This window comes from Pseudomonas sp. GW821-FHT01E05 (genome assembly GCF_059422425.1).
Map to the genome: position 1 here is coordinate 1 of NZ_JBWKWW010000015.1, position 26,601 is coordinate 26,601.

Genomic DNA, 26,601 nt, shown 5'->3' on the forward strand with positions numbered 1-26,601 from the left:
GCGGCTTCATGCCAGCGTTTTTCATCGTCAAAGGCCAAGGTGTCGCCCACACCGATGTTCTCGCCCACGGAGAATTGGTAGCGAATGTAATCCTGGAAGATGACGCCGATGCGCCGACGCAGCGCGTCCTCTTCCCAGCCCTGCAAATCGCTGCCGTCCAGCAGAATGCGTCCCTGATCGGGGCGATACAAACGGGTCAGCAACTTGATGAGCGTGGTCTTGCCCGAACCGTTCTCACCCACCAGTGCCACACTGCGACCCGGTACAAGGTGCAGGTTGATGCCCTCCAGAGCGGCTCGACTCGCCCCCGGATAGCGGAAACCCACATTCTCGAAACGCACTCCGTCACCGGGCATGACGCCCACGCTCAGGCCACCGGTGTCCACCACCACGGGTTCGGCGAGGTACTCATAGAGGCTCGAGAGGTAAAGCCCGTCTTCATAAAGACCGCTGATGGCGCTCAGACTGCTGCTTACGGCAGCCTGCCCCTGCTTGAACAGCACCAGGTACATGGTCATCTGCCCCAGGCTGATGTTGCCGTGGACGGTATCGACCACCACCCAGGCATAGGCCAGATAAAACGCCCCCGTCCCCAGCAGACCGAGTACAAATCCCCAGCCATCCCGGCGCAGGGTCAGGCGCCGGTCTTCGGCGTAGAGACGGGTGAACGTGTCTCTATATCGCTGCAACAGCAGCGGGGCAAAGCCAAACAACTTGACCTCTTTGATGTAGCCCTCGTGGGAGAGCAGCGTCTCGATGTAATTCTGCTGTCGACTCTCCGGCGCGCGACGGGTGAACAGACGAAAAGCATCGCCGGAGAAATGTGCTTCGGCAAAAAACACCGGCAACGCACCGACCACCAGTAGCACCAGCGCCCAAGGTGAAAAATGCACCAGCAACAAGCCGAAACTGATCAGCACAATCAGGTTCTGGATCAGCCCCAGCGACTTGATCACCAGCGCCAATGGCCGGGTCGAGGCTTCGCGCCGCACCCGGACCAACTTGTCGTAAAACTCGGAGTTCTCGAACTGCACCAGGGACAAGGTCTGAGCCTTCTCCAGAATCATGGTGTTGACCTTCTGCCCCAACTGTACCCGCAACAACGACTGCTGGACCGAGAGTGCACGCTGGGTTCCGGACAGTAACGCGAGCACACCGGCTTCAAACAGCACATAACGCACAGCGGGCCACAACGGCGCGCTGCCCTGCCGGGCGTGCAACTGCATGGCGGTCACCACCGCATCGACGATGCGCTGTCCCAGCCAGGCCGCCAACGCCGGAAGCACACCGGCAATCAGCGTCGCCAGCACCAGCCCCAGAAACAGCCCGCGGGACGTTCCCCAGACCAGCAACAAGGCACGTCTCGCCTGGTCGAGCAACGAGGCGAAACGGTCAAGAACAGGCATAGGGCAATGGACTCGGCGGCGGATGGGAGATGGGTGTGTCGGGTTCGTTGATCATGACAATGCACCATGGTACTTCAGCTCGACAACGGGGCGCTCCAGCTAACGCGCGTGTCTGCAGATGAAGCGATAAGTCTCAGCTCATCCATAGAAAAAACATCTAAAAAAATGCACCCGCACATCGCGATTTAGCGCTTTGCTACTGGGGGTCAACGCCCATCGGAATTCGCGGACAAACCCAACGTCCAGCCGATGCACCCACCATTGCCGGGAGCAGAACATGAAAATCAATCCCTACCTGATCTTCAACGGCGACTGCCAAGCCGCCTTCACTTTCTACGCCCAATGCCTGCCAGGCAAGATCGAAGTCATGATGACCTTCGGCGAAAGCCCGGCTCGCGAGCAAATTCCAGCGAACTCTCACAACCTGATCATGCATACCCGCCTGCTGGTCGGCGATCAGGCAATCATGGGCTCGGACACCACACCCGATCGCCCCACTAACGGTATGAGCGGTTGTTCGATCTCGTTGAATGTCGACAGCGTTGCCGAAGCAGAGCGGATCTTTGCTGCGCTGGCGGACAAAGGGACAATTCAAATGCCGCTGGAAGCCACCTTCTGGGCGGCCCGCTTCGGAATGCTGGTTGATCGCTTCGGTGTCTCGTGGATGATCAATTGCGAAAAGGATCAGTGAACCTGGTTTCAGTAATTAGATAAGGGGACGACCTTCATCGGTCGCTCCCCTGCCACACCAGCCGGCTGCGGGCCGGTGTACCGAAGGGTTCATTTGTTTCGAAAACCCTAGTTATCAATCACCCGTTGCAAATGAATCGCCAACTCCGTGGCAAACCGCCGCTCCGGCGTCTCGACATCAATGCCGAACAGATCCTGAATCCGCGACAGGCGATACCTGAGCGTCGTCACGTGCACTCCCATTGCATCAGCACAGGCCTGACTGCGGCAGCTTTCCCTCAGGTAGACGGTCAGTGTTTCGAGGTAAGGCGTGTGGTGTTTGCGGTCATGAGCCAGCATGGCACCGACGCTTTCATTGACGAAGGTACGAATATCTTCACCGCCTACCGCCGCCATGAAGATGGGTATCGGTCCAAAGTCCTGATCGGAGATCGGGCCATTGCGGCCGAACGAACGAGCAATATCGATCAGCCGCCTGCAGCGTTCCCAGGCGGCGGGGTAATCGGTCAGCATCCTGCAGACGCCGCTGGCCAGCAGAATCGGCTCGGCCCCCAGGTAGTGCGCCAGGTCATCGGCAATCTGGCGCTGGACCTTGGCCAGCCGCTCCCGGCCCTTCTCGCCTTCCGAGGGCACCAGGCACACCAGGCCATTGTCGACGATGATCACCGTTGAGTGGATCGCCGCCCGCGCCAGGATTCGTGCCACGTTGTGATGCAGGTTCTTCGACTCTTGGGCCTTGCCGCCGTAATCGATAATGATCATTTGCTGCGCGGTGCTGAAGCTGATGCCCAGGCGCTGCGCCCGCTGCTGGATATCATCGGCGTCGCGCCAGCGGCCTTCGAGCACCTCGAACAGCAGTTCGGTCTGGGTTCGGGTTTCGAAGCGAAAGCGGATAAAGCTGCGCATCATCTGCACGCTCAAGGCGAACCTGGCGCTTTCCAGCATCAACAGATCCAGCTCATTGACCCGCTGTGCTACAGGGAACAGCACCAGTGCCCCCACCAGCTCGTGATCGACCATCAGCGGCTCGATCTGCGCCCGCAGGGTGAACTGACGCTGGCCGTCGTCGAGGAACAGATTGACCGTACTCCTGAGCGCACTTCTCAAGCTTTCATGCGCGGCCCTGGAGATCTGCACACTCAGCACGCCGGCGACCGCCGCCTGCCAGGCAATGTCATCGAACAACGCCGTATCCGGTGAGCGACCGGCCACCACCTGATTAGCGGTAAAGTCCACCGCAATCACCGGGTTGGGTAACTGGTTGCCGACCATCAGCGACAGCGACGTCACGGAACCGCCGCCCAGCACGTGCTCCAACAAGGTGGTATGCACATGCAACGCCTGCTGCATGCGTTCGGCTGCGCGGCGCTCGGCTTCCAATTGACGCTGACGCTCCACCGCGATAGCGCCCAGATGGATGATCATGCCGAGGAACACCCGGTCTTCCTCTGACACGTCCATGATCGTGCGGGAAATCACGCTGAGTACCATGGGCCGACCATCGAAGTCGGTGCAATTCATCGGCATCACCATCACCGTACGGTAATCGCGCTCCAGGGATTCGCTGCGATACCCGGGGTACTCGCATTCACGTACGTCGCGGATAAACACCGGCTCATTGCGCTGCAAGGCGGTCATCACCGGGCTGGATGACAGCTCCCAGCAATCCACCAGGGGCCGCTGCACCAGGGTCGGGTCATGGCGGGCAATGACGTGGCCAAAACCGGCCTCCATATCAATGGCCATGATTGAGCTCATGGTCCAGTGGGTGTGACGACAACTGGCGTAGACCAACTGGTGCAGCATCGATTGCAGATCGCCGCCGGAGTTGATCTGGCTGGCCACATCGCGCAACGACAGTATCTGCATTTCTCGATTCAAGGCGCTCACCTGAACATGAAGGTCACGGCAGGAAACTAGCCTGCCAGGCCGGCCTGATACTTGCTCCGGTTCCGAGCAATGTCCAGCTCATTTGCACTGCTGAACCACGGAAGACTCTGTTTCCCTTTGCTCCTAGCCTAAGGCCATAACCAACAGCCACATGGGCGACGAGTCATCATGAATCTAGAGAATCTGGGCGTCAGGAAGTATTCCACCTTTATCGAGCAAACCTTTATCGAAGGCGGCAAGGACGCCGGCAAGCCAATCACCCTGATCGTCGTGGCCGCCGTGTTGAAAAACCCCTGGGCCGGCCAGGGCTTCGTGGAAAACCTGCGCCCGGAGATCCTGCGCCTGGCCCCAGGCCTGGGCCATGAGCTGACCCGCCGCCTGATTGCGCTGATGCCGGGCGACCAGGTCGAAGCCTTTGGCAAGGCCGCCTGCGTCGGGGTCAACGGGGAAATCGAGCACGCTTCCGGACTGATCCACACCCTGCGCTTTGGCAACCTGTTCCGCGAGGCGGTGCAAGGCACGGCCTACCTGAGCTTTACCAACACTCGTAACGCACCCGGTGCCCTGCTCTCCCTGCCAATGGTGCACAAAAGCGAAACCGGCAAGCGCTCACACTTTCTCACCGCCAATTTCCAGATCGCCGATGCGCCAGGGCCGGACGAAGTCCTGATCGCCATCGGTGCCGCCGACGGCTCGCGCCCGCACCCGCGTATTGCCGACCGCTATCAGGACATGGCGGAGATGGAAGCGGAAAGTCCAAAGGACTGAAACACCCCCTTCGAACCGCAGCAAAACTTCTGCTGCGGTTGCTCTTGATAGACGCAAGCCCAGCGGTTTTCTTCCCCGTAGGCTTGCTGCAAACCATAAGAAACACGCCCTTAAAAACAGGAGTACTCCGATGCCGAGCACCATGGTCAGCGCCAACGTTGCAGCCGTCGATCCTGGCGCCTTGCGTCAGGCCTTCGGCACCTTCGTTACCGGGGTTACCGTCATCACCACCCATGACACCGAGGGCAACCCACGGGGCATGACGGCCAATTCGTTTACCTCAGTCTCCCTTGACCCGCCGCTGCTCCTGGTGTGCGTCGGCAAGTCGGCGGCCAGCTACGCCTCGTTCGCCAGCACCGAACACTTCGCCGTCAACTTGCTGCATGAAGGGCAAGTGGACGTCTCGGGCACGTTTGCATCCAAGTCACCGGACAAGTTTCACACCGTCAACCACGACAAGGTCCACACCGGCGCGCCGATTCTCACCGACAGCCTGACCTGGTTCGATTGCACCGTGGACCAGCGCATCGAAGCCGGCGACCACCTGGTGCTGATCGGCCAGGTCCGCGCCTTCGGCACCAGCCCCAAGCTGCCGCTGTGTTTTTGCCGGGGTCGCTACGCCAACATCCAGGACCCGCTGCCGGCCAGTTGGCTGGACTCTCACAAGATGATCATCGGCTACCTGATCGAAGCCGGCGACGCGATTCTGTTCCGCGCCGATGGCAAAGGTGGCTGGACCCTGCCCGTGGCGGGCAAGCGCAAAGGCTTCATTGACGCGGGCCAGAGCGCCCTGCCGATCGAACTGGAATCGACCTTTCTGTACTCGGTGTTCGATGTCGACGACACCGACCCCGGCTACCTGATCTACCGCGCCCAACTCGGGCAACTCGATGCCAAGTTGCCCGACACCCTGCGTTTCTTCCCCCTGGACGACTTGCCCATCGAGCTGATGCCGGTCAACGAATTGCGTTCAGTGGTGCGCCGCTACGCCCGCGAGCGCCAGAACCAGCAATTCGGCATTTACACCGGCTCCGCCGCCAGCGGCCGGGTGGCAATGATCGAAAACATCCCGCTGCCACGCGCAGCACTGGCCCACGAATCCCTTTGACACGCACCCACAGGACTCTTGCATGAAAACCACGGTCAGCGCCCTTGAGGGCAATCGCCTTAACCTGTTTATCGATGGTCGGTTCGTCGCCCCCACCAGCGATACCTGGATCGACAGCTTCGACCCCACCACCGGCCAGGCCTGGTATCAGTTCGCCCAGGCAGATGCCAGCGACGTGGACCATGCCGTCGCGTCGGCCCAGCGCACTTTCAACGACCCGCAATGGCGCAACCTGACGCCCACCGCGCGGGGCAAATTGCTCTATCGCCTGGCCCAACTGGTGGCGGAAAACGCCGAAGCCCTGGCCCTGCTGGAAACCCGCGACAACGGCAAGCTGCTGCGGGAAATGCGCGCCCAGATGAGCGCCCTGCCGGACGCCTATACCTACTTCGCCGGCATGGCTGACAAGCTGCAAGGCGAAACCATCCCGGTCAACAAGCTCAACCAGCTCAACTACAGCACCCGGGAACCCTTGGGCGTGATCGGCATGATCACCCCTTGGAACTCGCCGCTGATGCTGCTCACCGGCACCCTCGCGCCATGCCTGGCCATCGGCAATACCGTGGTGATCAAACCGTCCGAGCATGCCAGCGCCTCCACCCTGGCCCTGGCCGAACTGGTGATCGAAGCCGGCTTCCCGGCAGGCGTGGTCAACGTCGTCACTGGCAATGGTGCGGTCACCGGCGATGCCCTGACCCGCCACCCAGGCATCGCCAAATACGTGTTCACCGGCAGCACCGACACCGGGCGGCGCATCGCCGGCAATGCGGCGAACAACCTGGTGCCGTGCCAGATGGAACTGGGCGGCAAGTCACCTCACGTGGTGTTTGCCGATGTCGACATCGACAAGGCGGTCAACGGCGTGGTCTCTGGCATCTTCGCCGCGGCCGGGCAAAGTTGCGTCGCCGGCTCGCGCTGCTTTGTCGAAGCACCGATCTACGACAGGTTCGTTGAAGCCCTGGTGGCCCGTACCCAGCGCATCAACGTCGGCCACCCCATGGAAGAGCACACCGATATCGGCCCGCTGGCGCTGCAAGCCCAGTTGCAAAAACTGGAGGGTTACATCGCCAGCGGCGTGAAACAGGGCGCGCAGGCGGCCATCGGTGGCAAACGTCCCACCGCCTCGCACCTGTCCGAAGGCTGGTACTTCGAACCTACCGTGATGGCCAACGCCACCAACGACATGCCCTTCATGCGCGACGAACTGTTCGGCCCCGTGGTGGGCGTCATGCCGTTCACCTCGGAAGAACAGATGATCAGCCTGGCCAACGACACCTCCTACGGCCTGGCCTCGGGGATCTGGACCCAGAACATCGATCGCGCCATGCGCTTCGCCAATCGGATCGACGCCGGCACGGTGTGGATCAACACCTACCGCAGCGCCGCCTACATGTCTGCCAATGGCGGCTTCAAGCAGAGCGGTTATGGCCGTCGCGGGGGCTTTGACGTGATGCGCGAGTTTTCCCGGGCCAAGAATGTGGTCATCGATTACTCCGGCGAGATGCAGGACCCCTTCGTCATTCGCCTGCGCTGATCAAGCCTTCGTCATTCAAGGAGCTACCCATGAAATTTGCCGTGTCGTTGAGCATGGAACGTTTTTCCCCCGACGTGCCCATGCAGACCGTAATGGCCAACCTGCTGGAACTGGCCAGGATCGCCGATGAAGGCGGCTTCGAAACCCTGTGGACTTCGGAGCACCACACCCTCGAATGCACCATCGCCCCCAACCCGTTCCAGACCCTGGTGTGGCTGGGCCAGCACACCCAGCGCATTCGCCTGGGCACCGCGACCCTGGCAGCCGCCTATTGGCACCCGATCCGCCTGGCGGGCGAAGCGGCGCTGTGCGATCACCTGACCAACGGACGCCTGGAATTCGGCATTGCCCGCGGTTCCTATCAGTATGAATTCGACCGCATGACCCCCGGCCTGCAACAGCAGGAAGGCGTGGGCTATATGAAGGAACTGGTGCCGGCGGTGCAAAAGCTCTGGGCCGGGGATTACGCCCATGACGGCCACTACTGGAAGTTCCCGCAGACGGCCGCTGTGCCCAAACCGTTGCAAAAGGATCACCCGCGCATCTGGGTCGCCGCTCGGGATCCGGGCACCTTCGACTGGGCGGTGGGCATCGGCGCCAACATCCTCTCCACCCCACTCTCGGCACCGGCCGCTGAAATCGCCGTGCTGGGGGAGAAGTTCAACAAGGCCGTGGCCGACAATCCCCATGTACCGCGTCCGCGCTTCATGATGCAGCGCCGTACCTGTGTGTATGCCAAGCCAGAAGATTGGGAGTTGCCAGTGCGCCACAGCATGGACTTTGGCCGCGCCTTCGAAAACCTGATGCAGAACGTCGGCACCGTGCACAACGGTTTCCCTGAAGCCGTGCCCTTTGAAAGCGTGCGGGGTAAGGAGAATTACAACCCGGAAAACCTGCGGCGCAACCTGATGTTCGGTACTCCGGATGAGATCATCGAGAAGTTGCTCGATTACGAAGCCGCCGGTGTCGACCAGTATTGCCTGGGCCTGACCTTCAACCTGCCGTTCGAATTGCAGAAGCAGACGCTGCGCCTGTTTATCGATGAAGTGATGCCGGTATTCGCCGAGCGCGAGCGCGCCAAACGTCGCGAACAGATCACGGGGTAAGCGCCATGAGCGACACACAACGATTCAGCGTGGCCAACGTCACCCTCAACTATCGCCTCGACGGCCAGGGACCGCGCCAGCTGGTCTGCATCCACGGTGTCGGCTCACGCCTTGAGGCTTGGCGCGATGTGGTGGAGCACTTGAAAGAGTACTTCACCGTCCTGACCTTCGACCTGCGCGGCCACGGCCAGTCATCCCGCACCCAGGGTCGTTATGAAATCGATCACCTGGTGGGTGAAGTCCTGGCCCTGGCCGAGCATGTCGGCTTCAAGCGCTTCGACCTGGCCGGCTTCTCGTTGGGAGGGCTGATCGCCCAACGCCTGGCCCTGACCCATCCGGCACGGGTTCAGCACCTGGTGCTGCTGTCGACGGTCGCCGGGCGTAACGCTCAAGAGCGCGAACGGGTGCAAGCCCGCCTGGCGGCCTTGCAAGCCGGTGAGCCCGTCGCGCACTACGAAGCGTCGCTGTCGCGCTGGCTGACCGAGGACTTTCAAGCGCGCAACCCTGAAGCCGTCACCCGCTTGCGCCAACACAATGCCGACAACGACCGGGGCTGTTACGCGGCGGCGTATCGGGTGCTGGCGGAGTCGGACTTCGGCGAACAGCTATCGCAGATCCGCTGCCCGACGCTGATTGCCACGGGCGCTGACGATGCGGGTTCCAACCCGAGAATGGCCACGTTCATGCACGAACGCATCAAAGGCTCACACCTGAAAATCCTGCCGGGGTTGCGCCACTGCATTCTGATCGAGGCGCCGGAACAGGTGGCTTTGATCATGCGCGACTTCCTGGTTGATTTGGAGACACATCATGGATAAGTCATTGCAGGCCCAAGGTGAAACGGTTCGCCGCCAGGTCCTGGGTAATGCTTACGTCGACCAGGCCCTGGGCAAGGCCGACGATTTTTCCCGGCCCTTCCAGGCCGTGCTCAACGAGTACTGCTGGGGCATGGTCTGGACCGACGACGCCCTGGACCTCAAGCAACGCAGCCTGCTGAACCTGGGCATGCTGGCGGCGCTGGGCCGGATGGACGAGTTCGGCACCCACTTCTGTGGCGCCATACGCAACGGCCTCAGCGACGAGGAGCTGCGCGCCGCGCTGGTACAGATCGCGGTGTACTGCGGCGTGCCGGCGGGTGTCGAAGCCTTTCGTGTCGCCCGCAAAGCGCGGGAAACCATGAGTCAGGAGGAGCAATCATGATTTTGCGACCGACTGACGCCTCACTCTTGCACTCGCCACGCCGCTCATGCTGTAAGTGCCATCGCACAACAACAAGAAATTTTTGAGACTGCACCTTTGCGTCACTAACACCTGAATGACCCTGACTGCCAGTAGCCCAAAAATTTCTATTAATGAAGTTTTCCGCAGATTGCAAAATAACAATTGGAGGCAATTGGTGAGCGAACGACTGAAGATTGAGAACCTCTACAAAGTCTTTTCCTCTTCGCCAGACAGAGCCATGCAGCTCTTGACGGCCGGGGTCAGCAAAGACCGAATCCTGGCCGAGACCGCCACCGTGGTCGGCCTCAATAACGTATCGCTGTCCATTCCCAGTGGCGCGATCTACATGATCATGGGCCTGTCCGGCTCGGGGAAATCCACCCTGGCACGCTGCATCAATCGCTTGAACGAACCGACGGCGGGCAAGATCCTGCTCGACGGTGAAGACCTGGTGACCTTGAACGAAAAAGAGCTGCGGGAAGTCCGACGAACGCGCATCTCCATGGTGTTCCAGCACTTCGCGCTGCTGCCGAACAAAACCGTGATCGAGAACACCGAGTTCGGCCTCAAGCTGCGAGGCATTCCTGCGGCCCAGCGGCGTAAACGCGCCGAGGAAGTCCTGGCAATCGTCGGCCTGGCCAAGTGGGCCGATCACCATCCCCATGAACTCTCCGGCGGGATGCGCCAGCGGGTCGGCCTGGCCCGTGCCCTCACCACCGACGCCGATGTGCTGATCATGGATGAAGCCTTCAGCGCCCTCGATCCGCTGATTCGCACGGAAATGCAGGACGAGTTGCTGCGCCTGCAACGGACCCTGAAGAAAACCATCCTGTTCATCACCCACGACTTTCAGGAAGCCCTGAAGCTGGGCACACGCATTGCGATCATGGCCGACGGCCAAGTCGTGCGCGAGGGCACGCCCCAGGAAATCGTCATGGACCCCGGCAGCGACTATGTGGCCGCGTTCACTCGGGAGGTGGATCGCTCCCGGTTGTTTGATGCCCGCTCGATCATGGAAACCGCCGACACCCTGCTGGTACAGGGCGACACCCGCATTGTCGGCAGTGAGAGTTCCGGCGCGTTCGTCCTCAATGCCAGCGGCAAAGCGGTCGGCGTGCTGGATTCAGGTGCGCTGCTGGCCATCGGCGGCGGTGCCGATGCCCTGCAACGCCTGTCGACTCAGTTTGTCAGCGTGCGGGCCAACGCCAAGCTGGTGGAAGTGGCACGCCAGCTCAAACCAGGCCTACCGGTGGCCGTGGTCGATGGCGAGGGGCTGTTTGTCGGCACCCTGAACACTGCCCACATTCTCGATTGTATCGCCAGCGTCCCGTCCCATCGCCCATCCGCTGCGGAGGTTGCACACCATGCTTAGTTCAGAAGACCTTGCCGTTTTCCCCGTGGACCAATGGATCAGCCAGGGCGTCGAATGGCTGGGCATTCATTTGCGGCCGATGTTCCAGGCGATTCGCTGGCCGGTGGAACACCTGCTGGCGTTGAGCGACAGCGTGATCCACGCCATTCCCTTCCCGATCATGGTACTGCTGATGTTCCTCGTGGCCTACCGCGCCGCGAGCCTGGGGGTGGCGCTGTTCAGCGCCGTCGCCCTGGTGATCATCGCCGCCCTGGGTGTGTGGGACGAGGCCATGACTACCTTGTCGCTGATCACCACGGCAATTGTGATCTGCATGCTCATCGGGATTCCGGTGGGCGTCTGGTGCGCCCGCAGCGAACGGGTCTGGGGCGTGATGCGGCCGATCCTCGACATCATGCAGACCACGCCGACCTTCGTGTACCTGGTGCCAGTGGTGATGCTGTTTGGCGTGGGCACCGTATCAGGTGAAGTGGCGGTGGTGATTTCCGCCTGCCCGCCGCTGATCCGCTTTACCTACCTGGGCATCCGCATGGTGGAAACGGAACTCGTTGAAGCCGGCCAGGCCTTTGGCGCCGATCGCCAGCAATTGCTCTGGGAAATCCAGTTGCCCCTGGCGATCCCGACCATCCTCGGCGGCCTCAACCAGACGGTCCTCACGGCCATGGTGATGTCGGTGGTGGTGGCGATGATCGGCGCCGAAGGCCTGGGCCTGGTGGTATTGCAAGGCCTTGGGCGCATGGACGTGGGCCGGGCGGCGGTGGGCGGGATCGCCATTGTGCTGCTGGCGATGATGCTCGACCGCATCACCCAAAACCTGGCGCAACCGACTCCGCGCAAACGCAAATCGCTGTTCAAGCGACTGCTCAATCCGCGTCCGGTCAACGCATAAGAAAAAGAAAAAGAAATCATGAATGCCAGTTATTGACTGCCAACCCTTAACCATAACGAGAAAATAAAGAGGAAATCATGATGCGTCCATTCAAAGCCTTGCTTGGATTTGCAGCAACGTTGTCCCTGGTGGGCCTGGCCTGCACGCAGGTGTTGGCCGAGGACCTGCCGGGCAACGGCAAGACCATCCGTTTTGTGCAGTCGGAAAGCACCGGCGGCAACTACGTCATCACCAAAATCGCCATCGAAGCCAGCAAGCGCCTCGGTTACGCGACCAGGTTGAGCACCGTCAACACCACGCTGTTTTTCCCGGCGGCGGCCCAGGGCGACCTGGACCTCTCGATGGACGTGACCCTGCCCCAGCTGCAACCCAGCTTTGACAAGGTCAAGGACCGTATCGAGGTGGTGGGCAGCGGCTCCATCACCGGCGCCGGCTACAACGGTTACATGATCGACAAGAAAACCGCCGACGCCTACCACATCACCAGTCTGGAACAGTTGAAAGACCCGAAGATCGCCGGGCTGTTCGGCAAGAACGGCAAGGCTGACCTGATCAGCTGCGATCCGGGTTGGGGCTGCGGCGATGTGGTCGACTATCAGCTCGACAAGTTCGGGCTCAAGGCCACCGTCAACCCGGTGCGCGGCAAATATGAAGCGCTGATGTTCGAAAACGTCGCCCGTCTCAAGCGCGGCGAGCCGGTATTTTTCTATGCCTGGGCGCCGTCGTGGATGACCAACACCATGGTGCCGGGCAAGGACGTGGTATGGCTGCCGACACCGTTCGATGCCTTGCCTGGCAATGTACCGAGCACAGTTTCGGCGTTGACCCCAGGGGTGGCCGGTTGCGCCGGCGGCGCCGACCCTTGCCGCATGGCCATGGCCGCATGGAACTGGTACGCGATCGGCAACAAGCAATTTGTCGCTGCCAACCCGGCCGTCAAGGCCCTGGTGGATCAGATGACATTCTCCCAGGCAACCTGGAGCTACTGGGAAAAAACCATCAGCCAGGATGGCTCCAGCGAACGCAATATTCGCAAGTTGGCTGATGACTGGATGAGTGAGAACAAAGCGACGATGGATGGGTGGGTTGCCATGGCCAAAGCCGCTAAATAGACCCGGATACCTTGTGGTGAGGGGGCTTGCCCGCTCACCACAAAAACCTCTGTTTGACGGCCTGCAATCAGAAAAAAACCGCTACCGTCCCCCCGCCAAACCTCCAATCCCCGCTACCGCCCTGCCCTAGCATGTTCCCACTCAGACGATTTGGAGTGAACGCCATGACCTACAAACATCCGCTACTGTTCAAAGCCCTGTGCTACGTCGACGGGCATTGGGTCCACAGTGACAGCGGTCGCAGCATCGCCGTGCATGATCCGGCAAACCAGAAGTTGATTGGCCATGTGCCCCTGCTCGACCAACCGCAGATTGTCGCGGCGGTCGACGCGGCACACCGGGCGTTCGGGACCTGGCGCGAATTGAGCCTGGATGCTCGCGCCACGATTCTGCGGCGTTGGGCGGCGTTAATCCTTGAGCACCAGGAGGACCTCGCGCGCATTCTCAGCCAGGAGCAAGGCAAACCCCTGGCCGAATCCCGCGGCGAAATCGCCTACGCCGCAAGCTTCATTCCCTGGTTCGCTGAAGAAGCCCGGCGCCTCTATGGGCATAACATTCCCAGCCATATCCCCGGCGCGCACCTGGGCACCGTCAAGGAACCGGTGGGCGTGTGTGCACTGCTGACCCCCTGGAATTTCCCGTCGGCAATGATCACCCGCAAAGCGGCCGCCGCACTCGCCGCCGGTTGCACGGTGGTGATCAAGCCGGCCCATGAAACGCCGTATTCGGCCTTTGCCCTGGCGCAGTTGGCGGAGGAAGCGGGCTTCCCGGCGGGCGTGTTCAACGTGGTGCTGGGCGAACCGCAAATGGCCATGCAAACCCTGGTTCAGGACAGTCGCGTGCGCTCGGTCAGCTTCACCGGCTCGACCCGGGTTGGCAAGTTGGTCCTGCAAGCAGCGGCCCAGGATGTGAAGAAGGTGTCGCTGGAACTGGGCGGCAATGCGCCGTTCATTGTCTGCGCCGATGCCGATCTGGAACTGGCGGTAAAAGTCGCGGTAGAGGCCAAGTTCCAGAGCTGCGGCCAGGATTGCTGCGCGGCCAACCGGATCATGGTTGAACGCTCGATTTACCCGGCTTTCCTCAGCCGCTTTGCTGCTGCCGTGCGTGAACTGCGGGTGGGCCCGGCGCTGATGGGCGAGCACGAGCAACACATCGACATCGGCCCGCTGATGCACCAGGCCGCCTTCGATGTGACCACCGAGCGGGTGGCTGACGCGCTGCAACAGGGCGCGCAACGTCTGGTGGGCGGCGAGGCTCACGCCCTCGGTGGATTGTTCTACCAGCCGACGGTACTGGCCGACGTCACGCCGCAGATGCGTATCTACCGCGAAGAAAACTTTGCGCCAATCGCCGGGGTGATGCCGTTCGACACCCTTGAGCAGGCCATCGAAATGGCCAACGACACCGAATACGGTCTGGCCGCCTACATTTGTTCCAACCGCCTGGACCTGATCTACCCGCTGATCCGCCGACTCGACCACGCCATGGTCGCGGTCAACGGCGTCAAATTCACCGGCCATCCCATCCCGTTCGGTGGCATGAAAGCCTCGGGGCTGGGCCGTGAAGGCGGCACCGAGGGCTTCGAAGCCTTTGTCGAAAGCAAATATTTTTGTCTGCACCATCAAGGCCAGTTCTAAGGAGATCCGCTATGAATCAAGAACTCGAATCGTTGTTCGAACAAGACCGTGCGCATTTCATGCACCCCTCGACCCATGCCCATGACCACGCCAGCGGCGCGCTCAAGGGACGTATCATCAAGAGTGCATCAGGTATCCGCATTCGCGACCATGAAGGGCGCGAATTCATCGACGCCTTTGCCGGGCTGTATTGCGTGAACATCGGCTACGGCCGCACCGAAGTCGCCGACGCCATCTACAAGCAGGCCAAGGAACTGGCCTACTACCACACCTACGTCGGCCATTCGAGCGAGGCGATCATCGAGCTGTCGAGCCGCATCATGGACTGGGCGCCTGAAGGGATGAAAAAGGTCTATTACGGCCTGTCCGGTTCCGACGCCAACGAAACCCAGATCAAACTGGTGCGCTACTACAACAACGTGCTGGGGCGGCCGCAGAAGAAGAAAATCATCTCCCGTGATCGCGGCTACCACGGCTCGGGCATCATGACCGGCAGCCTCACCGGGCTGGCGGCGTTCCATCAGCATTTCGACCTGCCTTCACCGTGCGTCAAACACACCGTTTGCCCCCATTGGTACCGCAAGGCCCCGGCCGGTATGGACGAGGCTGCATTCGTCCGCTATTGCGCCGACGAGCTGGAGAAAATGATCCTCGCCGAGGGCCCCGATACCGTCGCCGCGTTCATTGGCGAACCGGTCATGGGTACCGGCGGCATCGTGGTCCCTCCCGCCGGTTACTGGGCGGCGATTCAAGCGGTGCTGAACAAATACGACGTGTTGTTGATCGCCGACGAAGTGGTCTGCGCCTTCGGCCGCCTGGGCTCGAAGATGGGCAGCCAGCGCTATGGCATGCATCCGGACCTGATCACCACCGCCAAGGGCCTGACCAGCGCCTATGCACCACTGTCGGCGGTGATCATCGGCGAGAAGGTCTGGAGCGTGATTGAAAAGGCTTCAACCAATGAAGGCGCCATGGGCCATGGCTGGACCTACTCCGGGCACCCAATCTGCGCCGCGGCCGCCCTGGCCAACCTCGACATCCTGGAACGGGAGAACCTCACGGCCAATGCCGAGCAGGTCGGCGGCTACCTGAACCGCCGCTTGCGCGAAACCCTGGAAGGCCACCCGCTGGTGGGCGAAGTGCGCGGCGACGGCATGCTCGCCGCCGTCGAGTTCATGGCCGACCGTGAGCAACGCACGCCGTTTGACGCCGCCTTGAAAGTCGGCCCGAAAGTCTCGGCCGCCTGCCTCGAACGCGGCATGATCGCCCGGGCCATGCCCCATGGTGACATCCTGGGCTTCGCGCCACCGCTGATCCTGACCGAGGAAGAAGCGGACCTGATCGTCGACATCACCAAAAGCGCGATTGACCAGGTCGCCGGTGAAGTGCTGGGCTGATGCTTCTGTAGGAGCGAGCTTGCTCGCGATGGTCGTGAATCTGATGCGTTTCGTCAGAATGCACGCGTAATCGTTAACGTCCATCGCGAGCTAGCTCGCTCCTACACCCATCGCCTGCGGAGTTCATTCACGATGCACAAGCTTGATCGTTATGACCTGAAAATCCTGCGCATCCTCTCCGAGGACGGACGCGTCACCAAGTCGAACCTGGCCGAGGCGATCAACCTGTCGGTGACGCCGGCCTGGGAACGTGTGCGCAAGTTGGAAAGCGCGGGCCTGGTGAAGGGTTACCGCGCCTTGATCGACTGGAACCAGGTGTTCAAGAGCCAACAGTTACTGGTGGAAATCACCCTGGCACGTCACACGGCACAGGACATGCGCCGCTTCGAACAGCGCATGACCGACGCTGCCGAAGTGGAGTTCTGTTATGCCACCGGCGGCGGCGTGGATTACATCGCAATGATCCGGGCGCCGGACATTGATCAGTACCAGCGCTTTATCGATCAGTTGCTACTGGAAGACCTGGGCATCGAGCGCTACTTCACCTACATCGTGACCAAGACCATCAAGACCGGCGGGGCGTTGCCAGCTCAGGCGTTGAACCTTTTACCTTCCAGTGACTAATGCCAGGCGACAGGCCAACCCCAGGAAAACCACACCCAGCAATTGATCAAGGCGCCTGGCTACCCGCAAATTGCCCGTGATCCGGCTTCTGAGCCTGGTCGCCAACACCTTAATCCGTGTCACGATGAGTTGGTCACCAGCCCCTGCCTGAAAATATCCGCCGCGCCCTTCAGCTCAATTCGCGTTCCCGGATGAGCTTCTTATTAATCTTCCCGACGCTGGTTTTAGGGATCTCGGCGACGAACTTGAACTGCTTGGGGATCGCCCATTTGTTGATACGGCCACGCTCGACAAACGCTTGCAGGTGCGCCTCGAAGAAGCCGCCCTAGAGATGTTCAGGTTGGCAAAACAACGCGGGGATACAGAGCTTCTGGAGGCAATGGAGACGATCGAAAGGTTGCATGAGCAGGCTGATCGGCTGACTGCGTACGCGTATGAGGTGAAGGTGGGAAGGATTGTGCGGGGCAGGCCGGAATAGATGACGCGGGGGGAATTTGTAGGGAAGTCCTGAAGCAAGACCTCCCCTGCACGAATGCCAGAAACGGCACAAAGGCAGAATGAATAAATAGCCTCTGATTGTCGTTGAAGACTACAGAATGCTCGGCATCCGCCTACAGTACAGGAATGAACCGCGGTGTTTGCGGACTGCACTGAAAATGAACGGAGTCCATATATGACCTTCTCAACATCGAACCCAGTTGCGCGCAAGTTATCGGTAGCTCTCGCTCTCGTATTGTCAACAACCCTCGCTGGTTGTGCCGCTAACAAAGACTTTTACGCCAAAGGGGGAAGCCGAGCTGATGGCGTCGTTGATATGGCGTATGACTTCCAGTAGTTTGAGACCCCTGTGGTTCGAGTCGAGCAAGCCCAGAGTATCGCTAAATCGAAATGCGCGAAGTGGGGTTACACCGATGCAGAGGCATTTGGAGGAAAAACCCAGCACTGCAGCCAGATGAATGGCTACGGCACCTGCATTGCAGGTCAGATAGTTGTCCAATACCAATGCTTGGGCAACCTCAACACCTCCAGCCCTTCCGCTACGCCGGCCACCACCGCGCCCGCTGCCGCTACTGCAGCAACTTCTGCTCCGGGCGGGCCGCTCAGCAAGGATCAGTGGAAGCTGCAGCAAATTCAGCAGTTGAACAAATCTGGACCGTCGTATGAGGAGTACCAAAAGCGGTACCGGGCGATCATCGAGCAATAACAACCCCCCCTTCGGCGCTACCGCCCGAGCCCTTCTGGCCCGGAATACGCGAGAGCTGCACTCAGGCGTCGAGGGATTTGCAGGAGGTCGTTTGGAAATTCAATCCTCCAGGGAAGTTCGAGCAAATGAAGATCTGAGGCCCGGCCCAGTGCCAGGCCTTTTGCTGTGAGGTACCCTCCCATCTTAAGCCGATAAGAGGAGATATTTATGGTTCGGGGAATGCTGATTCTTTCTTTAATGCTGTGGCTGCCAGGATGCAGTGACTCCGGACCATGGGATGGGCCTGCCGGCACAAAGATGGGTCTGAAGAAAGGTCAGATTGAAAAATATGCCGTGCTTGAGGCTTCCGGTTCGAACGATACAGGGGCCACTATATATTCATCAAAGCAATCTCCATCCATGAAGGCGCAAGCGGACTCGTACAGATACGTTTTTAGCGGAAAAGGTGATTTATGCCTGGTCCAGCTGCTCTTCGATGATGTGAGTCAAACGGCCTCTCCAGCTATTCTGGAACTTAAATCCAAATACGGAGTGCCCGTGAAGGATGACAAGGTCCCCCGGGGCGTTGTCTGGTCAGCGGATAAGTACAAGCTAGGCGACGACCTGATAGAGATTTCCAGCGAATTTTTAGGCTCTGAGCCAAATGTCTCGGCAATTGTGAGCTTCTCCTATAGAAATATAGATGAGTGCAGAAAGAAGAAAGGGTAACGACACAGAGTATCCAGGCCCTCCTGGCGAGGGCTTTTCGTATCTGCCCTGTCATACCTTCGTCACACCTGCCGAGCACAATGCGGTCAGCCAAAAGGATTTGGCCCCATCTATAGAGAGCCCGCCGAACGCGGGCTTTTTCGTTTCTGCCTCGCGCCCTCCCCCCTCCGATCTACACCTGCTTGAGCCCCATCAGGGTGGCAACATAGGGCACCCCCCAGGCATGCACGTGAAACATCGGTGTGATGGGCATGTATACATCGTCGGAACGCAGCAGCGGCAGACCTTGATAGACACCCAGCGTGCCCACGGCATTCAGTGTGTGCAGCACCAACTGGCGGTGAGTGAAATACACCCCTTTAGGGTCGCCGGTAGTCCCTGTGGTGTAGAAAAGGGTCGCCACCGAGTTTTCATCAAAGTCAGGAAACTCGTACTGGTCTGCCGCCTGGGCCAGCAGCTGCTCATACTCCCCCAACACCGGCAAAGACGTGTCGGCGGCCTTGTCGTCAGTGAGCTGCAGGTAGCCTTTGACGATACTGAACTGCCCCTGAATCTGCTCGATCAAGGGCAGGAAATCATCATGCACCAGCACCAGATCATCCTCGGCGTGGTTCATGGTGTAGAGCACCTGATCCGCAGAGAGACGAATATTCACGGTATGCAGCACCGCACCGATCATCGGTACGGCAAAGAAACATTCCAGGTAGCGATGACTGTCCCAGTCGAGCAGTGCCACGGTATCCCCGGCCTTGACGCCGGCCGCCGTCAAGGCGTTGGCCAGTCTGCGTATCCGCTGGTTGAGCGTCTGGTAGCTGTAGCGCAGCTTGTCGGCATACACGATCTCCCGGCCCGGCTCGTAGCGCACCCCTGACAGCAACAATTGCTTGATCAGCAAGGGATAGGTATACGCGCCGTGGGCGGGGGGGAATTATTTTTGTCGCCATCATGGTCAGGGTTCCTTGTCCTTTCGATCAGAACTGCGCTGCTTCCAGCTCGTAGAGGCATTCGCTGCCGGCCTTGACCGAAGCACTCAACGAGTGGATGCGCGGCAGCAGGCGGGCGAAGTAGAAGCGCGCGGTGCCCAACTTGCTGGCGTAGAAGTCATCCTCGGCCTGTTTGCCCATGGCCGCCTTGGCCATCAGTGCCCACATGTAGGCATAGGCGGTGTAGCCGAATACCTGCAGGTACTCGACCGAGGCGGCGCCAATTTCGTTGGGATTGTTCGTGGCCCGATCCAGCAACCATGCGGTCAGTTCGTCGAGGGTGTCCACGGCGGCGTTCAATGGCTTGCAGAACTCGCCGAGGTCAGCGCGGGCGTTGGCGGTGAAATTGCGAATTTCGGCGGCGAACAAACGCTGGAGCGCCCCGCCGCTTCCGACTATTTTGCGCCCGGCCAGGTCCAGTGACTGGATACCGTTGGTGCCTTCGTAGATCTGGGTGATGCGCACATCGCGAACCAATTGCTCCTGGCCCCATTCGCGGATGTAACCGTGGCCGCCGAAGATCTGCTGGCCGTGCACCGTGGTTTCCAGCCCCATGTCGGTGAGGAACGCCTTGGCCACTGGGGTCAGCAGCGACACCAGCTCCTGGGCGCGGGCGCGGGTTGCCGCGTCATCGCTGTACCTGGCGGTATCCAGTTGCAGGGCCACATAGCTGGAGAACGCCCGCCCGCCTTCGTTCAAGGCCTTCATGGTCAACAGCATCCGCCGGACATCCGGGTGCACGATAATCGGATCGGCAGCCTTGTCCTTGTTCTGCTCGCCCGTCGGCGAACGGCTTTGCAGACGGTCACGGGCGTATTCGACCGCGTTCTGATACGAACGCTCACCCAACGCCAACCCCTGGATACCCACCCCCAGGCGCTCGTAGTTCATCATGGTAAACATCGCGGCCAGGCCCTTGTTCGGCGCATCGACGATCCAGCCGGTCGCCCCGTCAAAGTTCATCACGCAGGTAGCGGATGCCTTGATGCCCATCTTGTGCTCGATTGAACCGCAGGACAGCGCGTTGCGCTCACCCTGCGAGCCATCGGCATTGACCAGCACCTTGGGCACCAGAAACAGTGAAATGCCCTTGGGGCCGGCTGGCGCATCCGGCAGTCTGGCCAGCACCAGGTGAATGATGTTTTCGGTCAGGTCGTGCTCACCACCAGTAATGAAAATCTTGCTGCCGCTGATCGTGTAGCTACCGTCGGCCGAAGGCTCGGCCCTGGTGCGAATCAGGCCCAGATCGGTACCCGCATGAGCCTCGGTCAGGCACATCGAACCGGTCCAGACACCGGCGTACATGTTCGGCAGATAACGTTCCTTGAGCGCCTGGCTGGCATGGGCATTGATCGACAGACAGGCCCCGGCGGTCAGCATCGGGTACAGACCGAACGACAGGCTGGCGGAGTTGACCATTTCCTCAACCTGGGCCGAAATGGCCTTGGGCATCCCCATGCCACCGAACTGCGGGTCGCCGCCGACACCCACCCAACCGCCTTTGGCGAACGCTTGGTAAGCCGTGACAAAACCTTCCGGGGCTTTGACTGTGCCGTTGTTCCATGTGCAACCTTGTTCGTCGCTGCTGCGGTTCAGCGGCGCGACCACTTCGGCACTGATCTTGCCGGCCTCTTCAAGGATCGCGGCGGCCGTCTCTTCATCGATCACCTCGGCCAGGCCAGGTAGCTGGGCCCATAGCCTGGACACCTCAAAGACCTCATTGAGTACGAAGCGCATGTCGCGCAAGGGGGCTTTGTAATCAGACATAGTTGGCTTACTCAGGAGTTGTCAGGGCATGAGGCATGCCCTGACTTTGGGATATGCAGGTTTCACCGGCTTGCGCCACGAGGGCATCCGGAACAGGGCGACGCTCCAGCGACGCCCCCCGCAGCAGGAAATACGACAGGGCAGGAATCAGAATCAGGGCGCCGAGCATGTTCCACAGGAACATGAAGGTCAGCAGGATGCCCATGTCCGCCTGGAATTTGATCGGCGACCAGACCCAGCACACCACGCCGGCCGCCAGGGTGATGCCCACCAGGCCCACTACCCGGCCGGTAAACGACACGGCGTTGCGGTAGGCCTGAGCCAGCGGCAGACCCTGGCGCTGGTAATGCAACTGCACGCTGAGCAGGTACAACGCGTAGTCCACACCGATCCCTACGCCCAGCGCGATCACCGGCAGGGTCGCCACTTTCACGCCAATGCCCATGACCACCATCAATGCCTCGCAGAGGATCGAGGTCAGCACCAACGGCAACAGCGCAACCAACGTGGCGCGCCAGCTGCGGAAGGTCATCAGGCAGAACAGCGTCACCGCTGCATAGACGTAGAGCAGCATGGTGCGATTGGCCTCGCGCACCACGATGTTGGTAGCCGCTTCGATGCCGGCGGTCCCGGCGGCCAACAGGATCTGGCGATCATCACTGCTGTTTTCCCGGGCAAAGGTGTCGGCGATCCCCACCACGGCATCCAGGGTCTCGGCCTTGTGGTCCTTGAGAAAGGCAATCACCGGCATCAACGAGCAGTCGGTATTGAACAACTCCGGGGAGTTGACCGAGGCTTGCTGCGCGGCATAATTCAAGACGTCCTGGTTGCGCTGGATACTGTTGAGCTTGGGATTGCCCTCATAAGACCCGGCTGTAATCTGGCGCACGGCATTGACCAGCGAGACCGTCGCCTGCACCCCCGCAGACTGCTGCAGTTCCCAGGCCAGGCGGTCGGCGAGGATCAGCGTCTGGTAGTTCAGACAGCCTTCGGGCGGCGTCTTGATCATCACCGCGAACAGGTCGCTGGATAACGCGTAGTGACTGGTGATGTAGGCGTTGTCGCGGTTGTAACGAGAGTCGGCACGCAACTCGGGAGCACCACTCTGCAGATCACCAATCTTCAGTTGCAGGCTGATCACAAAGCCGCAGATACCCATCAGTACCGCGACCAATACCGCACCTGTGGCCCACTTGGCCGTGGTGAAGCGGTCGAGCAAGTCCCACAGTTTGCCAAAGCCCTTGTGCCCGTCCGCACGTGTGTCGATTTTCAGTGAGCGCTCGGCAGCCCTGGAACCGACGCCTGCATAAGACAGTGCTACCGGCATCAGCAACAGCGAGGTGAAGATCAGTACCGCAACACCGATACTGGCGGTGATGGCCAGGTCCTGGATCACCGGTATGTCGATCAGCATCAGCACGGCGAACCCGACTGCGTCGGCCAGCAGCGCGGTGACACCGGCAATGAACAGACGGCGAAAGGTGTAGCGTGCAGCGATCAGCTTGTGGGTGCCACGGGCGATATCCTGCATGATGCCGTTCATCTTTTGCGCCGCATGGGACACACCGATGGCGAAGATCAGGAAAGGCACCAGGACCGAATAGGGATCGATGGCGTAGCCCAACCAGGCGACGATGCCCAGTTGCCAGATCACCGCGATCAGCGAACAGCCCACCACCAGCAGCGTGCTGCGCACACAGCGAGTGTAGAAAAAAATGATGACCAGCGAGGTGACCACGGCCAGGCCGAAGAACATCATCACCTGAATCAAACCGTCAATCAGGTCGCCCATCAGTTTGGCGAAACCGATCACCCGCACCTTGTACTGGCCCTTGCCCTCTGCCCCGGCTTTGCGCGCGGCGCTGTCGCCGGCGAATTCGATCCTGTCGCGCAGCTGCTCTTCAAGCATCTGCGAGAATTCGTGGTAGTTGATGCGCTGGCCACCGGCCCCGGCCTTGTCCAGCAGCGGTACGATGAGCATGCTCGACTTGAAGTCACTGGCCACCAGGCTACCCACGATTCCGGCGCGGCTGATGTTCTGGCGCAGCTGCTCGATGTCCGCGGGCAGACCCTGATAGGTACCGGGCATCACCGGGCCGCCCTGGAAGCCCTCCTCGGTGACTTCGGTCCAGCGCACTCCAGGACTCCACAGCGACTTCATCCAGGCGCGGTCGACGCCTTCGGTGAGGAATAGCTGGTCGTTGACCTGCTTGAGTACCTCCAGGTAGCCGGGGTCGAAAATATCGCCCTGGGTGTTCTCCACCACCACCCGCACCGAGTTGCCCAGGCCGCGCAACGACTGGCGATTCTCCAGGTAATTCTGGATGTATGGCTGGCTCTGCGGAATCATCTTCTCGAAGCTGGGGCGCAGTTCCAGACGGGTCACCGCCATATAGCCCAGCACTAGGGTGACCAGTGTCATGAGCAGCATGAACAGCGGGCGGTAGTTGAACACCAGCCGCTCCAACCGGTTGCCGGAACACCGATCGAAGTCACGCAGATCGCGGATCACCGGCATGCTGTCTTGCTTGATATTGCCCATGTCTGGGTTCTCGCTCTAAATGTTCGAGGTCTTATTTGACGGACAATGCCTGTGCGCCACGGCTACCCACCACCACCAGCGAACCATCGGCGGCCAGGGTGGCACCGGCCACGGGTGACGGGTCTTGCTGCGGCAGCAACTGCAGCCGTGTACCGCCGGCCTGGCTAATCAGCGTGTGTCCGGCCTGGGTGAATAGCTCGTACTGACCCTGGGCATTCACGATGGCTGCAGTGATGCTGACCTGCAGGCCGCTAGTCAGTTGGCTCCAGTGCTCGCCGCCATCGGTGCTGCGCAACACATTGCCGCGCAGGCCGTAGGCGATCACTTCACCAGGCTTGCCGACGACGCCGAAGTAGCTGCCCTGATAGGGCGTATGCAAGGCTGCGAAACGCTGCCGGGCCTCATCCCACTTGAGCAACAGGCCCTGTTCGCCGGCGATGTACAGCGCATCGCCGGTCGAGGCGATGGCGTTGAGGTGAAAGCCCTGCGGGTTGTCAGTGCGATCCTGAAAAGGTGTCCAGCTCTGGCCACCATCCTCGGTACGCAGGATCAGGTTGAACACACCGACCACATAGCCAAGCTTGTCGTTGGCGAACCACACATCGAGGAACGGCTTGTCGGCGCCCTGCTCGACCAGACGCTGACCTTCAGCGACCAGCAGAGACCATTGCTCGTTGGCCGGCTCGGCACTGGCCAGCGCCGCATAATGCTTGACCAGCAAGGCACCTATCTGGCGCCCGTCGAGCTGCTTGCGCCAGGTGACGCCAGCATCGCTGCTGTGCAGCACCACACCATCGTTGCCGACCGCCCAGCCCTGCTCGGCGGAGGGGAAAAACACCGCATTAAGATCGCTGCTGAGCGGGACGCTGGCCTGCAGCCAGTGCTTGCCTGCGTCATCGGAATAAAGAATATGGCCACGCTGGCCAACGGTGACCAGGCGCTCACCGGCGCGAGCGATGCCGATCAAGGGACTACGCACGGCCAACGCACTCGACCTGGCCGGCAGATCCAGCACATCCACATAACTGGCCGCTTGAGCGACACTCTGCAACAGCGCCAGCATCGAGCACAGCAGCGCCAGCTCAAACTTTTTCAAGAAACCCATACCGCACCTTCCAGGAAAACGATACCGCGAAGCACCTGAGGTGCAACCCGGCGTCGGAGTCGGTAACCCAAGATGAACGGCACTCACGCCGTCGATCTTCCAGTCACTCTGCCGGGGGACGACAACCGGTCGCCCCGGACTTTTGTCACCTGCCGCTTAGCGGATACCGGACCCCGCCAGGGCCTCCGGCGACCACTGCGCCTTCGACAGTGGCTCGATGTACTTGATGCCGCCGTACGGGCCCGCGATGCCGTTGATGTTGTAGGTGCCGCCCACCAGGTCGTAGATCATGAAAGCCGAGGTATCGGGGGCCTGTTTGTCGTAACTCTGGCTGAGGAAGGCGAAGCCGCCACGGTAGAGCTTGCCGCTCGAGTCATACTGGTCAGAGGCCAAAGCGATCCAGCTGTCTTCATCCAGGTAGAAACGGCGCTTGTGGTAGATGTGTCGCGCACCGGCCTTGACAGTGCCCTCCACCACCCAGACACGGTGCTTCTCCCAGCGCACATAGTCAGGAGCGATATGGTTGGGGGTCGTCAGCACCTTTGAGTCCTGAGCGTAGGTCAGCTTGTAGGTGTTGTAGGGCACGATCATTTCCTGCTTGCCCACCAGCTTCCAGTCGAAGCGGTCCAACGCGCCATTGAAGACGAATGTATCGTCGTAGGTATTGGTACCGGCAGTACCAGGGTTAGGCGTGTCATAGGCCAGGTCCGGCGCCAGCTTCACCCGACGCTGGCCAGGCAGGTACTGCCAGGCCTTGCGTGGCTGGGCCAACGGGTTGGCAGAATCCTTGAGCATGATCGCCTCTCCCGCACGACGCGCGGGACCGGTGTAATACAGCTTCATCTGGTAGAAGATGTCAGTGCTGCTGATCGGCTTCGACATGTTTTCGTAGATCGGATAGTTCATGAACGCCAGAGCAGTGGTGGACAGTGTCGGCACACCCGAAGCATCAACGTTCCAGGAGTCATACTTGGTGCTGAGATTGACCCCCAGGTAACGCAGCAGGTGGTTCCACATGGCCTCACTGCCCGACTGCGGAATCGGGAACGGCACGCCGGGCAGTACGTTATCGATGGACAGGCCGCCGTCGAGGGACTTGGCACCGGTGGCGTTTTTCAGGCTGTTGTCCAGCACCGCCTGGGGCAGAGCCACAGTACGGTGGGTCGGATAAACATCGATGCGGTAACTGGGAAAGCGCTTGGCCAGCTCCACCGTGGTGGCCGTCAACAGACCCTTGTACTGGTCGACGTTCTTGCCATCGATAACCAGCACCGGCTTCTCGTCGACAAAGGGGTTCGGACGCATGCTGTCGCCGGGTTTGAAACTGGCTGGCGGGGTGGTCAGCCCGCCTTTGTAGGCCGGGATTGAACCATCGGCATTGCCCGCCATCTCGGCGCCTACACCGGTAAGGCTGGTGCCCAGCCTGGCCGCTTCCTGAACCGATACACCCGCCTGGGCCTGACCGGCAATGACGGCCACCAGGGAGGCTGCCAGCACGCTACTTGGGAATCTCATCTGAATTCTCTCCACTTGTTTTT

21 protein-coding genes and 2 pseudogenes are annotated in these 26,601 nt (G+C 60.6%); 15 read left to right on the forward strand and 8 right to left on the reverse strand.

Annotation, left to right across the window (positions count from 1 at the left end):
• Window positions 1-1,406 (reverse strand): ATP-binding cassette domain-containing protein (locus AC07W5_RS26105; RefSeq protein WP_495024561.1); only part of this gene is annotated, 1,406 nt, incomplete at its 3' end.
• A gap of 277 nt (window positions 1,407-1,683) precedes the next feature.
• Here AC07W5_RS26105 and AC07W5_RS26110 point away from each other — a divergent pair.
• Window positions 1,684-2,097 carry a VOC family protein gene (locus tag AC07W5_RS26110; protein ID WP_495024562.1) on the forward strand — a complete coding sequence of 138 codons (414 nt, stop codon included), beginning with the start codon at window positions 1,684-1,686 and terminating at the stop codon, window positions 2,095-2,097.
• Between the two features lie 107 nt (window positions 2,098-2,204).
• On the opposite strand, the gene AC07W5_RS26115 is transcribed toward AC07W5_RS26110, so the two are convergent.
• A complete protein-coding gene (locus AC07W5_RS26115; protein WP_495024563.1) occupies window positions 2,205-3,977 on the reverse strand; it encodes a helix-turn-helix domain-containing protein in 1,773 nt (590 codons plus the stop codon).
• Between the two features lie 177 nt (window positions 3,978-4,154).
• Here AC07W5_RS26115 and AC07W5_RS26120 point away from each other — a divergent pair, with 177 nt between their 5' ends.
• The 12 genes from AC07W5_RS26120 (at window position 4,155) to AC07W5_RS26175 (ending at window position 16,754) form a co-directional block, all read left to right on the forward strand.
• On the forward strand, window positions 4,155-4,754 hold the full coding sequence (locus AC07W5_RS26120; protein WP_494994783.1) for an amino acid synthesis family protein: 600 nt from the start codon (window positions 4,155-4,157) through the stop codon (window positions 4,752-4,754).
• 130 nt (window positions 4,755-4,884) lie between these two features.
• Window positions 4,885-5,862 carry a flavin reductase family protein gene (locus tag AC07W5_RS26125; RefSeq protein WP_495024564.1) on the forward strand — a complete coding sequence of 326 codons (978 nt, stop codon included), beginning with the start codon at window positions 4,885-4,887 and terminating at the stop codon, window positions 5,860-5,862.
• Window positions 5,863-5,884: 22 nt separating this feature from the next.
• Window positions 5,885-7,396 (forward strand): aldehyde dehydrogenase, encoded by a 1,512-nt coding sequence (locus AC07W5_RS26130; RefSeq protein ID WP_495024565.1) that lies wholly within the window; start codon window positions 5,885-5,887, stop codon window positions 7,394-7,396.
• A gap of 29 nt (window positions 7,397-7,425) precedes the next feature.
• Window positions 7,426-8,502 (forward strand): LLM class flavin-dependent oxidoreductase, encoded by a 1,077-nt coding sequence (locus AC07W5_RS26135; RefSeq protein ID WP_495024566.1) that lies wholly within the window; start codon window positions 7,426-7,428, stop codon window positions 8,500-8,502.
• A gap of 5 nt (window positions 8,503-8,507) precedes the next feature.
• Complete coding sequence (locus tag AC07W5_RS26140; protein WP_495024567.1) at window positions 8,508-9,320, forward strand: alpha/beta fold hydrolase; 813 nt, start codon at window positions 8,508-8,510, stop codon at window positions 9,318-9,320.
• Window positions 9,313-9,702 (forward strand): carboxymuconolactone decarboxylase family protein, encoded by a 390-nt coding sequence (locus AC07W5_RS26145; RefSeq protein WP_494994778.1) that lies wholly within the window; start codon window positions 9,313-9,315, stop codon window positions 9,700-9,702. Before AC07W5_RS26140 ends, AC07W5_RS26145 begins: the two co-directional genes overlap by 8 nt.
• Window positions 9,703-9,898: 196 nt before the next feature.
• Entirely contained in the window at window positions 9,899-11,095 is a 1,197-nt protein-coding gene (locus tag AC07W5_RS26150) for a quaternary amine ABC transporter ATP-binding protein (RefSeq protein ID WP_495024568.1), read from the forward strand.
• Entirely contained in the window at window positions 11,088-11,984 is an 897-nt protein-coding gene (locus tag AC07W5_RS26155) for an ABC transporter permease (RefSeq protein ID WP_494994776.1), read from the forward strand. The genes AC07W5_RS26150 and AC07W5_RS26155 overlap by 8 nt, the downstream gene beginning before the upstream one ends.
• A 77-nt stretch (window positions 11,985-12,061) precedes the next feature.
• Window positions 12,062-13,096: a glycine betaine/L-proline ABC transporter substrate-binding protein ProX gene (gene proX / locus AC07W5_RS26160; RefSeq protein ID WP_495024569.1), complete on the forward strand. Its 1,035-nt coding sequence runs from the start codon at window positions 12,062-12,064 to the stop codon at window positions 13,094-13,096.
• 164 nt (window positions 13,097-13,260) lie between these two features.
• Window positions 13,261-14,733, forward strand: a complete 1,473-nt coding sequence (locus tag AC07W5_RS26165) for an NAD-dependent succinate-semialdehyde dehydrogenase (RefSeq protein WP_495024570.1) — start codon at window positions 13,261-13,263, stop codon at window positions 14,731-14,733.
• An 11-nt stretch (window positions 14,734-14,744) separates the two neighbouring features.
• The gene (locus AC07W5_RS26170; RefSeq protein ID WP_495024571.1) at window positions 14,745-16,130 is read left to right on the forward strand and encodes an aspartate aminotransferase family protein; all 1,386 of its coding nucleotides are present in this window, start codon (window positions 14,745-14,747) and stop codon (window positions 16,128-16,130) included.
• 132 nt (window positions 16,131-16,262) lie between these two features.
• Complete coding sequence (locus AC07W5_RS26175) at window positions 16,263-16,754, forward strand: Lrp/AsnC family transcriptional regulator (protein ID WP_495024572.1); 492 nt, start codon at window positions 16,263-16,265, stop codon at window positions 16,752-16,754.
• A 169-nt stretch (window positions 16,755-16,923) separates the two neighbouring features.
• On the opposite strand, the pseudogene AC07W5_RS26180 reads toward AC07W5_RS26175, so the two are convergent.
• Window positions 16,924-17,067, reverse strand: a pseudogene (locus tag AC07W5_RS26180) (hypothetical protein); the annotation flags it as partial.
• A gap of 534 nt (window positions 17,068-17,601) precedes the next feature.
• Between AC07W5_RS26180 and yecR the strand changes: the two are divergent.
• On the forward strand, window positions 17,602-17,958 hold the full coding sequence (yecR, locus tag AC07W5_RS26185; RefSeq protein WP_495024573.1) for a YecR family lipoprotein: 357 nt from the start codon (window positions 17,602-17,604) through the stop codon (window positions 17,956-17,958).
• A gap of 219 nt (window positions 17,959-18,177) precedes the next feature.
• A complete protein-coding gene (locus AC07W5_RS26190) occupies window positions 18,178-18,666 on the forward strand; it encodes a hypothetical protein (protein ID WP_494994770.1) in 489 nt (162 codons plus the stop codon).
• 175 nt (window positions 18,667-18,841) lie between these two features.
• On the opposite strand, the pseudogene AC07W5_RS26195 reads toward AC07W5_RS26190, so the two are convergent.
• From AC07W5_RS26195 to AC07W5_RS26215, 5 genes and pseudogenes are all read right to left on the reverse strand, one after another.
• Window positions 18,842-19,613 (reverse strand): annotated as a pseudogene (locus AC07W5_RS26195) (AMP-binding protein); the annotation flags it as partial.
• Window positions 19,614-19,637: 24 nt separating this feature from the next.
• Window positions 19,638-21,416, reverse strand: coding sequence for an acyl-CoA dehydrogenase C-terminal domain-containing protein (locus tag AC07W5_RS26200; RefSeq protein WP_495024574.1), 1,779 nt, complete (start codon window positions 21,414-21,416; stop codon window positions 19,638-19,640).
• Window positions 21,417-21,423: 7 nt separating this feature from the next.
• On the reverse strand, window positions 21,424-23,958 hold the full coding sequence (locus AC07W5_RS26205; protein ID WP_495024575.1) for an efflux RND transporter permease subunit: 2,535 nt from the start codon (window positions 23,956-23,958) through the stop codon (window positions 21,424-21,426).
• A gap of 31 nt (window positions 23,959-23,989) precedes the next feature.
• The gene (locus AC07W5_RS26210) at window positions 23,990-25,063 is read right to left on the reverse strand and encodes a WD40/YVTN/BNR-like repeat-containing protein (protein WP_495024576.1); all 1,074 of its coding nucleotides are present in this window, start codon (window positions 25,061-25,063) and stop codon (window positions 23,990-23,992) included.
• Between the two features lie 156 nt (window positions 25,064-25,219).
• Complete coding sequence (locus AC07W5_RS26215) at window positions 25,220-26,578, reverse strand: DUF1329 domain-containing protein (RefSeq protein WP_495024577.1); 1,359 nt, start codon at window positions 26,576-26,578, stop codon at window positions 25,220-25,222.
• Between the last annotated feature and the right edge of the window lie 23 nt (window positions 26,579-26,601).

Bases quoted from the DNA above. Each gene is read 5' to 3' on its own strand.
- AC07W5_RS26200 (WP_495024574.1), bottom strand. From the start codon at position 21,416: ATGTCTGATTACAAAGCCCCCTTGCGCGACATGCGCTTCGTACTCAAT.
- AC07W5_RS26215 (WP_495024577.1), bottom strand. From the start codon at position 26,578: ATGAGATTCCCAAGTAGCGTGCTGGCAGCCTCCCTGGTGGCCGTCATT.
- AC07W5_RS26175 (WP_495024572.1), top strand. From the start codon at position 16,263: ATGCACAAGCTTGATCGTTATGACCTGAAAATCCTGCGCATCCTCTCC.
- AC07W5_RS26125 (WP_495024564.1), top strand. From the start codon at position 4,885: ATGCCGAGCACCATGGTCAGCGCCAACGTTGCAGCCGTCGATCCTGGC.
- AC07W5_RS26155 (WP_494994776.1), top strand. From the start codon at position 11,088: ATGCTTAGTTCAGAAGACCTTGCCGTTTTCCCCGTGGACCAATGGATC.
- AC07W5_RS26165 (WP_495024570.1), top strand. From the start codon at position 13,261: ATGACCTACAAACATCCGCTACTGTTCAAAGCCCTGTGCTACGTCGAC.
- AC07W5_RS26205 (WP_495024575.1), bottom strand. From the start codon at position 23,958: ATGGGCAATATCAAGCAAGACAGCATGCCGGTGATCCGCGATCTGCGT.
- AC07W5_RS26190 (WP_494994770.1), top strand. From the start codon at position 18,178: ATGCTGATTCTTTCTTTAATGCTGTGGCTGCCAGGATGCAGTGACTCC.
- proX (WP_495024569.1), top strand. From the start codon at position 12,062: ATGATGCGTCCATTCAAAGCCTTGCTTGGATTTGCAGCAACGTTGTCC.
- AC07W5_RS26140 (WP_495024567.1), top strand. From the start codon at position 8,508: ATGAGCGACACACAACGATTCAGCGTGGCCAACGTCACCCTCAACTAT.
- AC07W5_RS26210 (WP_495024576.1), bottom strand. From the start codon at position 25,063: ATGGGTTTCTTGAAAAAGTTTGAGCTGGCGCTGCTGTGCTCGATGCTG.
- AC07W5_RS26135 (WP_495024566.1), top strand. From the start codon at position 7,426: ATGAAATTTGCCGTGTCGTTGAGCATGGAACGTTTTTCCCCCGACGTG.
- AC07W5_RS26170 (WP_495024571.1), top strand. From the start codon at position 14,745: ATGAATCAAGAACTCGAATCGTTGTTCGAACAAGACCGTGCGCATTTC.
- AC07W5_RS26145 (WP_494994778.1), top strand. From the start codon at position 9,313: ATGGATAAGTCATTGCAGGCCCAAGGTGAAACGGTTCGCCGCCAGGTC.
- AC07W5_RS26120 (WP_494994783.1), top strand. From the start codon at position 4,155: ATGAATCTAGAGAATCTGGGCGTCAGGAAGTATTCCACCTTTATCGAG.
- AC07W5_RS26110 (WP_495024562.1), top strand. From the start codon at position 1,684: ATGAAAATCAATCCCTACCTGATCTTCAACGGCGACTGCCAAGCCGCC.
- AC07W5_RS26130 (WP_495024565.1), top strand. From the start codon at position 5,885: ATGAAAACCACGGTCAGCGCCCTTGAGGGCAATCGCCTTAACCTGTTT.